Annotated in this window: 13 protein-coding genes; 4 read left to right on the forward strand and 9 right to left on the reverse strand. The window is 71.9% G+C overall.

All coding sequences use genetic code 11. The annotated features are described in order from the left end of the window. From QQ657_RS41205 to QQ657_RS41230, 6 genes are read right to left on the reverse strand one after another with little or no spacing between them, the layout of a single operon-like run. A complete protein-coding gene (locus QQ657_RS41205; protein ID WP_284747790.1) occupies positions 1–1,377 on the reverse strand; it encodes an MATE family efflux transporter in 1,377 nt (458 codons plus the stop codon). 5 nt (positions 1,378–1,382) lie between these two features. Further along, positions 1,383–2,663 (reverse strand): DUF4910 domain-containing protein, encoded by a 1,281-nt coding sequence (locus QQ657_RS41210; RefSeq protein ID WP_284747791.1) that lies wholly within the window; start codon positions 2,661–2,663, stop codon positions 1,383–1,385. Further along, on the reverse strand, positions 2,663–3,682 hold the full coding sequence (locus QQ657_RS41215) for an NAD-dependent epimerase/dehydratase family protein (RefSeq protein WP_284747792.1): 1,020 nt from the start codon (positions 3,680–3,682) through the stop codon (positions 2,663–2,665). The genes QQ657_RS41210 and QQ657_RS41215 overlap by 1 nt, the downstream gene beginning before the upstream one ends. A gap of 5 nt (positions 3,683–3,687) precedes the next feature. Further along, positions 3,688–4,335, reverse strand: a complete 648-nt coding sequence (locus tag QQ657_RS41220; RefSeq protein WP_284747793.1) for a PIG-L deacetylase family protein — start codon at positions 4,333–4,335, stop codon at positions 3,688–3,690. Continuing rightward, entirely contained in the window at positions 4,332–5,123 is a 792-nt protein-coding gene (locus tag QQ657_RS41225; protein WP_284747794.1) for a glycosyltransferase family protein, read from the reverse strand. The genes QQ657_RS41220 and QQ657_RS41225 overlap by 4 nt, the downstream gene beginning before the upstream one ends. Position 5,124: 1 nt before the next feature. Further along, positions 5,125–6,357 (reverse strand): class I SAM-dependent methyltransferase, encoded by a 1,233-nt coding sequence (locus tag QQ657_RS41230; protein ID WP_284747795.1) that lies wholly within the window; start codon positions 6,355–6,357, stop codon positions 5,125–5,127. Positions 6,358–6,561: 204 nt separating this feature from the next. Between QQ657_RS41230 and QQ657_RS41235 the strand changes: the two genes are divergently transcribed. From QQ657_RS41235 to QQ657_RS41250, 4 genes are all read left to right on the forward strand, one after another. Beyond that, positions 6,562–6,930, forward strand: coding sequence for a YrdB family protein (locus QQ657_RS41235; protein WP_284747796.1), 369 nt, complete (start codon positions 6,562–6,564; stop codon positions 6,928–6,930). 105 nt (positions 6,931–7,035) lie between these two features. Further along, positions 7,036–7,158, forward strand: coding sequence for a hypothetical protein (locus QQ657_RS41240; RefSeq protein ID WP_284747797.1), 123 nt, complete (start codon positions 7,036–7,038; stop codon positions 7,156–7,158). Positions 7,159–7,224: 66 nt separating this feature from the next. Next, the gene (locus tag QQ657_RS41245) at positions 7,225–10,185 is read left to right on the forward strand and encodes a lantibiotic dehydratase (RefSeq protein WP_284747798.1); all 2,961 of its coding nucleotides are present in this window, start codon (positions 7,225–7,227) and stop codon (positions 10,183–10,185) included. Next, positions 10,182–11,282, forward strand: coding sequence for a lanthionine synthetase C family protein (locus QQ657_RS41250; RefSeq protein WP_284747799.1), 1,101 nt, complete (start codon positions 10,182–10,184; stop codon positions 11,280–11,282). The genes QQ657_RS41245 and QQ657_RS41250 overlap by 4 nt, the downstream gene beginning before the upstream one ends. On the opposite strand, the gene QQ657_RS41255 is transcribed toward QQ657_RS41250, so the two are convergent. The 3 genes from QQ657_RS41255 to QQ657_RS41265 form a co-directional block, all read right to left on the reverse strand. After that, positions 11,275–11,865 (reverse strand): helix-turn-helix transcriptional regulator, encoded by a 591-nt coding sequence (locus QQ657_RS41255; RefSeq protein WP_284747800.1) that lies wholly within the window; start codon positions 11,863–11,865, stop codon positions 11,275–11,277. The two genes, QQ657_RS41250 and QQ657_RS41255, sit on opposite strands and share 8 nt — an antisense overlap. Before the next feature lie 86 nt (positions 11,866–11,951). After that, on the reverse strand, positions 11,952–12,827 hold the full coding sequence (locus QQ657_RS41260) for an LLM class F420-dependent oxidoreductase (RefSeq protein WP_284747801.1): 876 nt from the start codon (positions 12,825–12,827) through the stop codon (positions 11,952–11,954). A gap of 40 nt (positions 12,828–12,867) precedes the next feature. Further along, a complete protein-coding gene (locus QQ657_RS41265; RefSeq protein WP_284747802.1) occupies positions 12,868–13,836 on the reverse strand; it encodes a YncE family protein in 969 nt (322 codons plus the stop codon). Positions 13,837–13,884: the final 48 nt, after the last annotated feature.

The following is a 13,884-nucleotide window of genomic DNA, read 5'->3' on the forward strand; positions in this document are numbered from 1 at the left end:
TCATTCCTTGATCGGCAGTTTGATCGGCTCGAAGACCACGGTGGTTTCGTTCATCCCGATCGGCGCGAAGACGATGGTGGTTTCGTTGGCCCCGGCGTCGTCCACGGCCGGCGGCACGTACTCCCGCAGGCCGAGCCGCAGTTGCCACCACCAGATGACCGACCCGGTGAGCGTCGCGGCCGCGACGCCCCACGCGGACCCGGCCGCACCGCCGAGGAAGGCGCCGGTGATGCCGAACGTGACGTAGAACAGGGAGGCGATCAGCTGCGAACGCAGGCTCCGGGGTGCGGCACCCAGCGCTCGGAGCCCGGCGGCCGCGCCGGTGGCGAAGCTCGCGCCGACCACGGCGAGGGTGACCGGGAGGATCAGCGGGGACGACGAGTCCCACACCGAACCCATCACCCAGCGGCCGGCGGAGTCGGGGAGCAGGACCAGCAGGCCGAGACCCCAGCACAGCGCGGCGGCGGCCTGCCCGCCGCCGAGGATCATGCAGAAGTGCTTGAGCCGGTGCGGTGCCCGCTTGAGTACCCGTGCGCCCTCGGCGACCGTGACCAGGGACAGCCCCATGAGCAGGGCCAGGAACGGCCCGAGCAGCTGCTCGGCGCCGCGGACCGCGCCGACGGCGGTGATGCCGGCGATGGCGCCGAGGCCGTACGCGCGCAGCTGGGACGCGCCGCTGTTGCTGACGTTCTCGACCAGGTACCGGACGCTCAGGTCGCGCTGGGACTTGAACCAGCCGAGCACCTCGCGCGGGTGCGGGAGGACGCCGGTCTGGAACCAGCCGAAGATCGCCGCGACCGCGCCGGAGAGGCCCCAGGCCAGCACGAACGCGACCACGGTGTGGACCTGGGCGGCGATGTACAACGCCGGAAGCAGCGCGACGCCCCACACGCAGTCGTTGATGAACGCCTTCTTGCCCGCACCGCGCGCGAAGAAGGCGAACCGCCAGGCGTCCTGCAGGAGCAGGCCCGGCAGGACGACGGCGAGCGCGACGAACGCGTTGCCGAGCGGGCCGCCCGCGGCCAGCCCGGCGACGAGGCTGACCACCCCGGTCGCGCAGCCGACGCCGATGGCGGTGCCGGAGGCGCTGGCGACCCCCAGGCGCCAGCGGTCCTCCGGCACCGCGCTGAACCGCACCATCAGCGGGTCGGTGGCCAGCCCGCGCGAGACGTTGAGCACCACGCCGTAGGTGACCCAGGCGAGGCTGAAGATGCCGAACGCGAACGTCCCGAGAGAGCGAGCCACATACAGCCCGACGGCGAAGTTGGTCAGGCTCGACACCGCCTGGTCGCCGAGGCCCCAGCTCAGCCGTCCGGCCATGGCGCGCACGGCGCCGTTCCGGAGCAGCGAGCGTGGGGCCCGGCGATGGTTGGCCACGTCGCTCACTCCTTGACCAGACCGGCGTCGTGCAGGGCGCGGGCGGCGACGTCGACGATGTCGAAGGGCAGCCCGGCCCGCTCGGCGATGTCCAGGAGGCTGTGCTCGCCGTCGGAGAGGTTGAGCACCCACAGCATGGCCATCTGGGCCTGCTTGGCGTCGCTGCGGCCACCGAGCGAGTCGTACAGCCCGCGCTTGCCGAGCTGGGGCTCGCCGTACGGGCTGAGGTTGACGTACCGGCGGTTGCGGTCCAGGACGCCGAAGGCATCCCGCAGCGCGCCGAGCGTGTCCTCCATGGCCGCCGGCGAAACGAAACTCGGGTTGTCCGCCGAGGTGTGGTATTCGGGGTAGCCCGCGTACGGCGTCCGCGTCAGCGACCCGACGCCGAGGTTGAAGCCCGGCGAGCAGAACTGGCGCTCGTCGTAGCCGTACGGCGAGAAGTCGACGACGCGGTGCTCGCGCGAGCGCAGCACGTGCTGCATGACGCGGTCGATCTCGGCGTCGTCGCGGCGGGACTTCTTGTACGTCAACGATCCCGGGTCGCCCGCGCAGGCCAGCACCAGGCCGTGACGGACCTTCTCGATCCGGGAGGCGTTGCGGGCCAGCCACGTGATCGAGCCGATCGTCCCCGGCATGAACAGGAACCGGTACGTGTAGTGCGGCTGCGCCAAGGCCAGCTGCTGGGCCAGCGAGACCGCCACCGCGATGCCGGCCAGGTTGTCGTTGGCCAGCGACGGGTGGCACACGTGGCACGACACGATGACCTCGTCGGTGACGCGGCCCGGCACGACGTGCTCGCCGTAGGTCAGCGAGCCGTCGGCCAGGGTCGAGTCGATGACGACGTCGTACTCGCCGTCGGGCAGCGCGTCGAGCTTCTCCTTCGCGAGGCAGAAACCCCAGGCCGGGGCGTAGTAGCTGGTCCGGTAGGGCACCCACGACGGCTGGTCCGGCAGCGTGTGCAGGTGCTCCCGCAGCTCGCTCAGCGGCATCCGCTCGTTCACCGGGACGCTGTACCCGACGACGTGCAGGTTCGACTCCTGGAAATCGATGACGCGCGAGCCGTCAGGAGCGGCGACGTACGCGTCCCGGATGTTCCATTCCTGCGGGATCGTCCAGTCCAGCACGGCCGTGCCGGTCGGGACCTCGTGCCGCTCCAGCGCGATGTGCTCGCCGATGATGTCCAGGGTCTGCCGCACGCCGTCGCCGGTGATGCTGCGGCAGATCGGGTACAGCCGCTCGACCAGGGCGTGCAGCTCCGCCCCGGTCCGCAGCTGCGCGCCCGCCACTAGTGCCGCCGCAGGGTGTCGTCGACGCGGCCGGCCGCACCCTCGCTGCGCAGCCAGGCCAGCCGGGTGAACAGCTTCTCGAACGACTCGCGGGTCAGCCCGAACTTGCGGTAGGCCTCGATGAGCTCGACGGCGCCGTCCTTGACCGACCACTCGCAGGCGAAGCCCGGGATGGCCTCGCGGAAGCGCGAGAAGTCGACGCGGTAGGAGCGCGGGTCGGCGCCGGCCTCGCCGGTGATGTTCAGCGTCGAGCCCGGCACGGCCTCGACGACCTCCTGGGCGATCTCGGCGACGGTGACGTTGTTGTCCTCGGTGCCGATGTTGAAGGCCTTGTTGTGCACGGCCTCCTTCGGCGCCGTCAGCGCGGCGGTGAACGCGCGCGCGATGTCCTGGGCGTGCACCAGCGGCCGCCACGGCGTGCCGTCGGAGAGCACCAGCACCTCGCCGGACAGGTGCGCGTGCGCGGTGAGGTTGTTCAGCACGATGTCGCCGCGCAGGCGGGGCGAGTAGCCGAACGCCGTCGCGTTGCGCATGTAGACCGGGGTGAAGTCGTTGTCGGCGAGCTCGTGGACGTCGGCCTCGACGCGCACCTTCGACTCGGCGTACGGCGTCACCGGCTTCAGCGGCGCGTCCTCGTTGACGAGGTTGTCGCCGCCCGCGCCGTACACCGAGCAGGTCGACGCGTAGAGGTACCGACCGACGCCGGCGTCCTTCGCCAGCTTCGCGAGCTTCACGGACGCGTGGTGGTTGATGTCGTAGGTCAGCTCGGGCGCGAGCGAACCCAGCGGGTCGTTCGACAGCGCGGCCAGGTGGATCACCGCGTCGACGCCGGTCACGTGCTTGGCCGTGACGTCGCGCAGGTCGACCACGTACCCGCCCGGGTCGGCCGGCGCGGGTCCGAGCAGGCACTGTTCGAACAGCCCGGAGTCGAGGCCGACGACCTCGTGGCCGGCCGCGGCGAGCACCGGGGCCATCACCGTTCCCAGATAGCCCTTGTGCCCCGTCAGCAACACCCGCATCGAATTCAGCCCTTCAGGTCGAGAGTGAGTTTCTTGACGAAAAACGCTTCGGCGTACTTCGCGGCCGCTTCGATCCCGCGGATCCGGGCCAGGCCGAGGAAGGCCTCCCGGTCGTACCAGCCGCGGTGCCGCTGCGACGCGTAGTGCGTCTGCAGCAGCCGCACCTTCTCCTCGGCGACGTCGTCGTCGAGGGGCTGGTAGACGGACGGGGCGCCGAGGTCGCCGTCCCACTTGACGATCTCGTAGCCCAGCGCCAGGTGGTCGCGGAACGCCGTCGGCACGAGCTTGGCGAGCCCGCGGTGGTCCTGGTGGGCGTCGTCGGTCCGGGGCGCCAGGATGACGTCCGGGTCGGTCCGCCGCCGCAGCTCCTCCAGCGCGTTCTTGGCCTCTTCCCAGTGCGCCGGGAAGCGCCCGTCGGGCATTTTCAGCACCGTGACGTCGACCTGCGCGCCCGGGCAGAACGCCGCGAGCGCCGCCCGCTCCTCGTCCTCGCGGGGCGTGCCGCCGCCGGAGAGGACCAGCGCGTCGACCTTCAGTCCCGGCCGCGAAGAGCACATCGTCAGCAGGGTGCCGCCGGCGCCGATCGCGATGTCGTCGCAGTGCGCGCCGAGGGCGACGACACCGCCGAGCCGTCCCGGCCGGAGCCCGATCACGCGGTGCTCGCGACGGGCTGCTCCCAGAGCGCCCAGGGCTTCTTGCCGTGCGTGTACGCGTCGTCGAGCGCCGCGCGCTCCTTGACCGTGTCGGTCGGCTTCCAGAACCCGCGGTACGGGTAGGCCAGGAGCCGGCCGCGCTTGGCCAGCTCGCCGCAGCCGTCGGCGACCAGGTCGCCGTTCTCCGGGATGTGGTCGAAGACCTCCTGGCGGAGCACGAAGTACCCGCCGTTCTCCCACAGCGGCATTTCGCTGACCGCGGTGATCGAGCCGACCATGCCGCCTTCGTCCATCTCCACGCAGTGGAACGACGACTGCGGCGGCACGACCATCATCGACGCGCCGGCGTCGGTGTTCGAGAACCGCTCGATCATGTCGGGCAGCGGGACGTCGGACAGGACGTCGGCGTAGTTCGCGAGGAACATCTCGTCGCCGTCGAGGTAGTCCCGCACGCGGCGCAGGCGCTCACCGATCGGCGACTCGATGCCGGTCTGCACGAAGGTGATCGTCCAGTCGGCGATGTCGGTCGAGAGCAGCTCCGCCTGGCCGTTGCGCAGGACGAAGTCGTTGGAAATGGTCTCCTGGTAGTTCAGGAAGAAGTTCTTGATGTGCGCCGCGCCGTAGCCCAGGCACAGGATGAACTCCGTGTGGCCGAAGTGCGCGTAGTAGCGCATGACGTGCCAGATGAGCGGTCTCGGACCGACCATCGCCATCGGCTTCGGGACGTCGTCGGCCGCGCCGTTGCGCATCCGCATCCCGTAGCCACCGCAGAAGAGAACGACCTTCACTTCAAGACACCTCGACGATTTCCAGGCGGGGGATGGGGAACACGAGCTTTCCGCCCCAAGCACCCACGAACGACAGCTGTTCGGTCAGTTCCTCCCGGAGGTTCCACGGGAGGACGAGGACGTAGTCGGGCCGATCGGCTTCGATCCGCTCCGGGGGCAGCACCGGAATGCGCGTGCCCGGGGTGAACCGGCCGTGCTTGTACGGGTTGCGATCGACCGTGTACTGCAGCAGGTCCGTCCGGATGCCGCAGTGGTTCAGCAGGGTGTTGCCCTTGCCCGGGGCGCCGTAGCCGACGACGGTCTTGCCGTCGTTGCGCGCCTCGATGAGGAACTTCAGCAGGTCCAGCCGCACGCGGGTGACGCGCTCGGCGAACTCGGTGTACCCGGACAGCTCGTGCAGCCCGGCGGCCTTTTCGCGCTCCAGGACGTCGGTCATCCGCTCGCTGGGCTCGCCCGCGACCGCGTCGGGACGCGCCCAGAGCCGGATCGAACCGCCGTGCGTCGGCACGAGTTCGACGTCGACCACGGTCAAGCCGCCGGTCGCGAGGGCCCGGCGCGCGGATTCGACCGTGTAGTACTGGAAGTGCTCGTGGTAGATCGTGTCGTACTGGTTCTTCTCGATCAGCGTGAGCAGGTGCTGGACCTCGATGGAGACCCAGCCGTCGTCGGCGACCAGGGCGCGCAGGCCCTTGGTGAAGCCGATCACGTCGGGGATGTGCGCGTAGACGTTGTTCGCGGCGACGAGGTCGGCGGGCCCGTGCTCCTCGCGCACCCGGAGGCCGGTCTCCTCGGAGAGGAAGGCCGTCAGGGTGGGCACGCCGGCGTCGCGCGCCGCCTGCCCGACGTTCACCGAAGGTTCGACACCCAGACACCGGATGCCGTGCCCGACGACGTGCTTGAGCAGGTAGCCGTCGTTGCTGGCGACCTCCACGACGAAGGACTTCTCGCCCAGGCCCAGGCGCTCGACGGAGCTGTCGACGAAGCGCCTCGCGTGCTCGACCCACGAGGTCGAGAACGACGAGAAGTAGGCGTACTCGGTGAAGGTGTCGTCAGGATCGATCAGCGGGGGGATCTGGGCGAGCCAGCAGTCGGTGCACACGATGAGGTGCAGCGGGAAAGTGGCTTCCGGCTCGTCGAGCTGTTCGGCGGTCAAGAATCGCTCACACGGGGGAGTGGCCCCGAGGTCCACCACGCTGGCCGTGTTTGTCGAACCGCAGAGTCGACATGTGGTCATCTACCAGGCTCCTTGGCTCGCGGTCGCGATATGCGCTTAACACGTCGAGCAGGGGTGGATCGTCGTTACAGCGACGCGTGGCGGCCTGGTGGACCGATTCGGAACCGCAACATGGATGGTGGGAATGTGGCAGAGATCACGGACGGTGCCGCCCTGGATCCGTAACGTCCACAGTGGACTTGGCGGCGGGACTAGGCTGACCGGATGACTTCGGAGACCGGTCCCCGCCTGAGCGGGATCGCGGGCGTGGTGCTGACGGTCCGCTTCCTGACGGAGCTGGCCCTCCTGGGCGGCCTGGCCCTGGCCGGCACCCAGCTCGGCAGCGGGGTGGCGCTGGCGATCGTCGACGCGGTCCTGCTGCCGCTGGTGGCCGCCGCGATCTGGGGCCTGTTCATCGCCCCGCGGGCCCGCCGACGGCTGCCGGAACCGGCCCGTTTCCTGGTGGAGTTCGCCCTGTTCGCGGTCACCGGAGTGGTGCTCGTGCTGGTCGGCTGGGTGGTCGCGGGGATCGTGCTGGCCGTCGCCGGCATCGGCGTCGCGGCGCTGACCCGGGTCGTCGCCAAGGACGGCTGACCGGCCCTGCCATCACTGCCAACCTGCCCGCATTCGATTGCTCCGGCCGCGGGTTCGCCCATTTACTGGGTGAGCACCCCGAAACCCACGGACAGGAGCGGAATCATGCAGAACGCAAATGGTGACATGCAGGTCGTGCCGGACGAGTTCGACCTCGACGTCCAGGCGGAGTTCAACCCGGACCTCGTGGTCTGGATCCTCGGCACCGACTGCTGCTCGTCCTTCTGAGCACCGCGGCGGGCGGAAAACCGGACGCGCTCCGGTTTTCCCCCGCCGGTTTCCGGGAGGTCGGAAATGGACGACGCGATTTTCCGCGTACACGACAATTTCGTTGTACGCACCCCACTGCACTCGACTCGCACGCGGCTCCCGGCCGCGGTCGACGGCCCGGAGCCCGAGGCGTGCCGGGACGTCCTGCGGGCCGCCGCCGAGCGGGCCGAGCTGGCCGAAGCGATCGAGGTCGCCAGCCCGAGTCTCGCTGCGGTCCTGGCGGACGCGCGGACCGGCCGGCTCGCTTCGCGCAAGCCGGCCCAGCTGCGGCGGGCCGCGCTCGCCGTGCTCAAGTACGACCTCCGGGCGCGGACCCGGCCGACCCCGTTCGGGCTCTTCGCCGGGGTGTCCGCCGGACGGTTCGACGTCGCGCCGAAGGTGGAGGACGACGGACCGGCGCGGACGCGCACCCGCCTCGACCTCGGCTGGCTGCAGGAGGTCGTCGAAGCGGCCGAACTGCAGCCTGACCTGCTGCCCCACCTCGACGTCCAGGCGCACGGCATGGTCGTCGCGCGCGGCGACCGACTGCACCTCGAGACGTCTTCGGCGGCCGTTTCGGTGCGGCGCACCCCAGCGGTCGAAGCCGTGCTCGCCGGCACGCGGTCGGCCCGTCCGGTCGCGGACGTCGTCGCCGATCTGCGAGAACGGTTCCCGGTTTCCGAGGTCGTGGCGACCAGGTTGGTCACCGAGCTGGTGCGTCAAGGCCTGCTGCTGACGTCGCTGCGGCCGCCTCTGGACGGCGGTGACCCGCTCACCCACGTGCTCACCGTTCTGGCCACCGCCGAACGCCGCGGTGCGGCCGTGCCGTTGCGCGCGGCCCTCGCTGCCGTCGCCGAAGCGCGTGACGGCTACGACGCGCGGCCGATCGGCGAAGGCGCCGAAGAACTGCGCCGCGTCGTCGCCCTGGCGCGCGATGTGCGGCCGCACGCGAACCCCGTGCACGTCGACACTCGTCAAGGCCTGCGCGTCCGGTTGCCCGAGGACGTCCGCGCCGAGGCCGCGGCCGCGGTCACCGCGATGTGGCGGATGTCCTCGGGCCACCCGACCGTCCTGGCCGGGTGGCAGGCCCGGTTCACCGAGCGGTACGGCACCGGAGCGCTCGTTCCGCTGCTGGAGGCCCTCGACGAGACCACCGGGGTCGGTGCCCCGGCGGGCTACCGGTGGCCGGCCGCGCGCCCCGCGCCGCCGGAGCCGCCGCTCGAGCGGACCACCCGGGACCGCCGGGTGGCCGCGCTGGTGGCCGAGGCGGTCCGGGACGGCGCGCGCGAGGTCGTGCTCGACGACGAGACCGTCGACGCGCTCGCCGACGACGGTGACCCGGCCGAGGTCACGCGGTTCGGCGAGTACTGCTTCCAGCTGTGCGCGACGTCGCTCGAAGACCTCGCCGCGGGCGAGTTCCGGCTGGTCACCGCGCCGAGCCACGGGTCTTACCAGCCCGGCGCCACCGCGAGCCGGTTCGTCGGCCTGCTTCCCGACCTCGATGCCGCGTTGCGGGACGAGGCGGCCGCGGCGGCCCGCGAGCTGGCCCCGGTCGTGCCCGTGACGCTGGCCTACCAGCCGCGCGAAGGCCGTGGCGCGAACGTCGTCAACACGCCCGCGCACACCGGACGGCGGATCGCGGCCGGCCTGCCCGGCGACGCGATCGGCCCGGCCGAGCTCGCGGTCGGCGTGGCCGCCGGCCGGGTGAGCGTCGTGCACGTCCCGACCGGCACCGAGCTGCTGCCGGTGGTCCACACCATGCTGCGGCTCGAGGACCAGGCGCCGAACGTCGTCCGGTTCCTGCACGACGCCGGGCTGGCCGGGACGCGGCGGTGGGAACCGTGGGACTGGGGCAGCGCGCTGGCCGGGCCGTACCTGCCGCGCGTGCGCTACCGGCGCACGGTGCTGAGCCCGGCGGTGTGGCGGCTGGACGCCCTGCGCGAGCTGCCGGACGACGCCTGGCCCGGCGCGGTCGAGCGCTGGCGGGCGGCGTGGCGGGTGCCGGAGCGGGTCGAGGTGCGGAGCCGGGACCAGCGGCTGACGCTCGACCTGACCGACCCGTGGCACCGGGCGATCCTGCGCGACGAGCTGCGGAAGGACGCGGGGCTGGTCGCCACCGAGTCCTTCGACCCGGGTGGCTGGCTGGGTGGCCGGCCCGCCGAGGTGGTCGTCGGGCTCAGCCGCCGGACGCCGGTGCGGACCGCGCCGCCGCCCCGGCCGCTGCGCGCCCGCCGCCGTTACCAGCCGGGTGGGGAATGGCTCCACGTCAAGGTTTTCTCGCCGCGGCCGGACGTCGTCCGCGACCGGCTCCCGGCGCTGGCCGCCGAAGCCGGCCTGCCCTGGTACTTCGTCCGCTACGCCGAGCCGGACCCGGTCCTGCGGCTGCGGTTCCACGGCGACCCGGAAACGTTGTGGCCGTCGGTGTTCCCGCGGCTCGCGGCGCGTCTGGGCGAGTGGTCGGACCAGCGGCTGATCGGCGACTGGCTGGTGGCGAGCCACGAGCCGGAGCTGGAGCGCTACGGTGGCCCGGCGGCGATTCCGGCGGCCGAGGCGGTGTTCCACGCCGACAGTGAGCTCGCGCTGAAGCTGCTGGACCTCGAGCGGCGAACGGGCTTTTCGCTGGACGAGCTGGCCGCGGTGTCGCTGGCGGCGCTGGCCCACGCGTTCGGTGCGGCGGACCGGCTCCCGGTGGTCGCTCCGGGCCGCGAGTACGCCCGCAACCGCGTGCGGTGGCGGGCCGTCGTGGATCCGGCGGGCGGCTGGCCCGGCCTGCGGGCGACGGCCGAGGGGCACGCGGTCGTCGAAGCGCTCGGCCCGCGTGACGAGGCGGTGCGCCGCTACGGCGAGGTCGTCCGCGAGTCGGGCGACGCCGCGGACATCCTGGCGAGCCTGCTGCACATGACGTGCAACCGGCTGTTCGGCGGGCCCGTCGAGCGGGAGCGGAAGGTGCACGGTTACTCACGCGCCGCGGTGCTCGACCACCTCGGCCGCCGGAAGCACTCGTGACCGCGGACTTCGGGGCGCTGGTGATCGAGACCGCGCGGCGGCTCTCGTCCGCCGGGCCGATCACCGCGCGGCCGACGTCGTTGTTCCGCGGCCACCCCGGCGTCGCGATGCTGTTCGGGGAGCTGGGCCGGGCGGACGAGCGCTGGCTGCCGGTGGCTCACCGGCACCTCGCGGCCGCGGTGGCCGCCCTGGACACCGCGCCGACCGCCGGTCTCTACGAGGGCCCGGCGGCCGTGCTCGCGGCCGCGCAGACGTGCGCGGCAGGCACCGGCCGCTACCGAGGGCTGCGGGAGCGGCTGACCGCGTACGCCGAGGACGCGCAGGCGCACCGGCTCGCTCAGCCGGGCGGCTACGACGTCGTCAACGGCCTCACCGGGCTCGGGCGCGTCCTGCTCGACTCCGGCGCCGAGGTCGGCCCGACCCTCGACGCGCTGGTCCGGCTGGCGGTCTTGGAAACCCGGCCAGGCGCCGACGCCGGGATGGCCCACGGCGTCGCCGGGGTCCTCGCGTTCCTCGCCCTCACCGCGGAACACGGGCGGCTGGTGCCCGGGCAGCTGGACGCGATGCACCACCTCGCCGGCTGGCTGGGCGACGTTGCCGGTGCAGACGCCGCCGGCCCGTACTTCCCGGCCTGGGCCGGGGAAACCGCGGTCCCGGCCAAGAGTGCTTGGTGCTACGGCACTCCCGGTGTCGCCGTGGCCCTGCACCGGGCCGGGACCGTGCTCGGCGAACCGGCCTGGCAGCGGCTCGCGGTCGAGTCGCTGCGGGCCGTCGCACGGCGTCCCGAGGCCGAGTGGCACCTCGACGGACCGACCGTCTGCCACGGTTACGCCGGCCTGCTGCACGCCTTGCACGTGGTCGCCGCGGCGACCGGCGATCCGGAACTGCAGGCGGCGGCCGACCGGGTCGCCCTGGTCGTGGCCGACGCCGCGGACGACACAGCGGAGTTCCTGTTCCGGCACCACGAATCCGGCTCGCCCGTCGACTCGGCCGGGCTCGTCGAAGGCGCGGCCGGGGTCGCCTGCGTGCTGCTGCCGTTCGCGGGCCACGCCGTGCGCGGCCCTTCGTCGTGGGACCGCGTCCTGCTGTTCAGCTGAACGCCCGCCGGCGCGTGGCGAGCAGTTCGAGGAGCCCGCGGCGGCCGTCGACCCCGACGTGGCCGTAGATGTCCTTCAGCCGCCGGTACATCGTCCGCTCGGAGCAGTAGAACCGCCGCGCCATCTCCCGCGTCGACCGGGCTTCGATCACCATCTCGAGCACCGCGAAGTCACTCACGCTCAACGCCGGGGCGGCGCCGGGGCTTTCCGGCGCGGCCAGGGCGAGGCGTGCGGCCTGCCGGTGGATCACGGTCACCGCGCGGGACGGCGGCAGCTGGACGTTGAGCACCCCGTGCGCCCCGGCGTGCATCGCGGCGTACGTCTGGTTTCCGGAGACGTCGTCGACGACGCCGATCACCGCTTGGCCGGGAAATGCCTCCCGGAGTGAGCCGATCACCGATACTTCCGCTTCGGTGAAGGCGGGCACCGCGGCCACGGCGCCGCGGTGTTCCCGCAGGGTGCGGGTCAGCTCGGCCGTCAGCACCAGCCGGATGTCCTGCTTTTCGAGCAGGAACACGTGCGGCGAAAGGGCGGCGCCGAGACAGGCCGGAGCGACGACGCTCAGCTGGGCAGGCAATTCCATGGTTTCACCCCCGCGGATCCCGAAATATCGAAGAAACGATATCAGGGGATCCGCGGGGAATTGATTGTTCTTTTGTCCGGCGGTCGTCAGCCGATCTTCGCGGCGGCCGGGATGACGTCGGTGCCGAACTTCTCCAGCACCGCCGGGTTGTGGACGTGCGGGACCATGCCGAGCGCGACGTCGATGCCGAGGCCGTGCAGCCGCTCCAGCTCCTTCAGCAGCTCGCCGGTCTTCTCGCCGCGCTCGCCGATGTCGAGGATGTGGTAGACGGTCTTGGTGATCGTGTCGTAGTCGCGGCCCTCGTTCTCGCAGTGCTGCTTGAGGACGTCGAGCTTGTGCTCCAGCTCGGGGCTGTTGAAGAGGTTGCACTGGTCGGCGTACTTGGCGACCAGCCGCAGCGTCTTCTTCTCGCCTCCGCCGCCGATCATGATCGGCGGGCGCGGGTCCGATAGCGCCTGCGGCACGTTCAGCAGCCGCGACGCGTCGAAGTGCTTGCTCTTGAACGGCTCGTCACCGTCGGCCCACATCTGCAGCACGTACTGGAGGTTCTCCTCCAGCAGCTCGAAGCGCTCCGCGACCGGCGGGAAGGGGAAGCCGAGCCCGCGGGACTCGTCCTCGTTCCAGCCCGCGCCGATGCCGAGGATCGCGCGGCCGCCGGACAGCACGTCCAGCGTCGTGATCGCCTTGGCCAGCAGGCCCGGGTGCCGGTACAGGACGCCGGTGACGACGGTCAGCAGCTTGGCGCGCTCGGTGTGCGCGGCGATGAAGCCGAGGGTGGTGTACGCCTCGAGCATGTCGTTTTCGACGGGGCCGACCCCGCCGATCTGGAAGAAGTGGTCCATCACGGCGATGGAGTCGAAGCCCGCGTTGTCGGCGGTGCGGACGACGGCGGCCAGTTCGGCGCCCAGCGCGGACGCCCCGTTCGGCCAGGTGAAGTCGGGGATCTGCAGTCCGAGTTTCATAGTCTCCGACCGTATACCTGGAGTTACCCCAGCTGCGGGCTCAAAAATCCCGGACGAGGGAAACCCTGCCGTGCAAGGGATCCGTGACGAGCACCGTGCGCGTGCGCTCGTCGACCGCGACGTCGCCGGGGTTGACGCCCAGCGACAGCTCGCCGGTCAGCGTCCCGCTCGCGCCGTCGATCCGGCTCAGGCCGTTCTGGCCGCCGTTGGTGTACACGGTGTTCGTGCCCTGGTGCACGGCGAGTGCGGACGACTCGCTGCGCAGCAGCACGGTCTTGCGCTCGGCGTGCGTCGCCGCGTCCACAATGGACATGTGGTGGATGCCGGAGTTGGCCACGTACACCGAACCGCTCTCGGCGTGCACCGCGACGGCGGTCGGCCGCGCCCCGACCTTCACGCTGGCGACGAACTTCCCGCTGTCGATCGAGAACACTTCCAGCGAGTCCGTGCCGGTGCTGGCGCAGTAGGCCAGCTTGCGGCCGGGGTCGACCGCGATCCCGCCGAGGCTCGGTTTCGGGCCCGGCACGAGCGCGGCGAGGGTGCAGCTGACGCCGTCGAGCACAGCGAGCGTGCCGGTGCCGCCGCTTGCCGCGTAGACGCGGTTGGCCTGCTCGTCCACGGCCAACGCGGACGCGCCGGCGCCCGCGCCGATCACGCTCACCAGGTCGTGGGTGCGGCCGTCCAGCACCACGACGGTGCCGGCGGGCGGGTTCGCGACGTAGATCCGGTTCACCTTCGGGTCGACCGCGACGTCCCCAGGGGCGCCGCCGACGCGGATCACCGCGCCGGCCGTGGCGGTGCGCGGGTCGAGGACCGTGACCGTCCCGGCCTCGGGGTCCGTGACGTACGCGAGCCCCGTGACGGGGTTCACCGCGACCGCGGTGGGCGCCCCGCCGAGCTCGATCGACCGGACGTCCTCCGCTCGGGCGACCCCGGGCAGGACCAGTGCCCCGGCACCGGCCGTGACCAGCGCGAACAGGGTCCTGCGGCCTATCGGGCGACCTCGCATCGGCGCCTCCGCTCGTGATCAACTCGCCTGCCGAGCCTAACCCGCGCG

Origin of the sequence: Amycolatopsis ponsaeliensis, from assembly GCF_030182635.1 — a bacterium.
GTDB classification, from domain to species: domain Bacteria; phylum Actinomycetota; class Actinomycetes; order Mycobacteriales; family Pseudonocardiaceae; genus Amycolatopsis; species Amycolatopsis ponsaeliensis.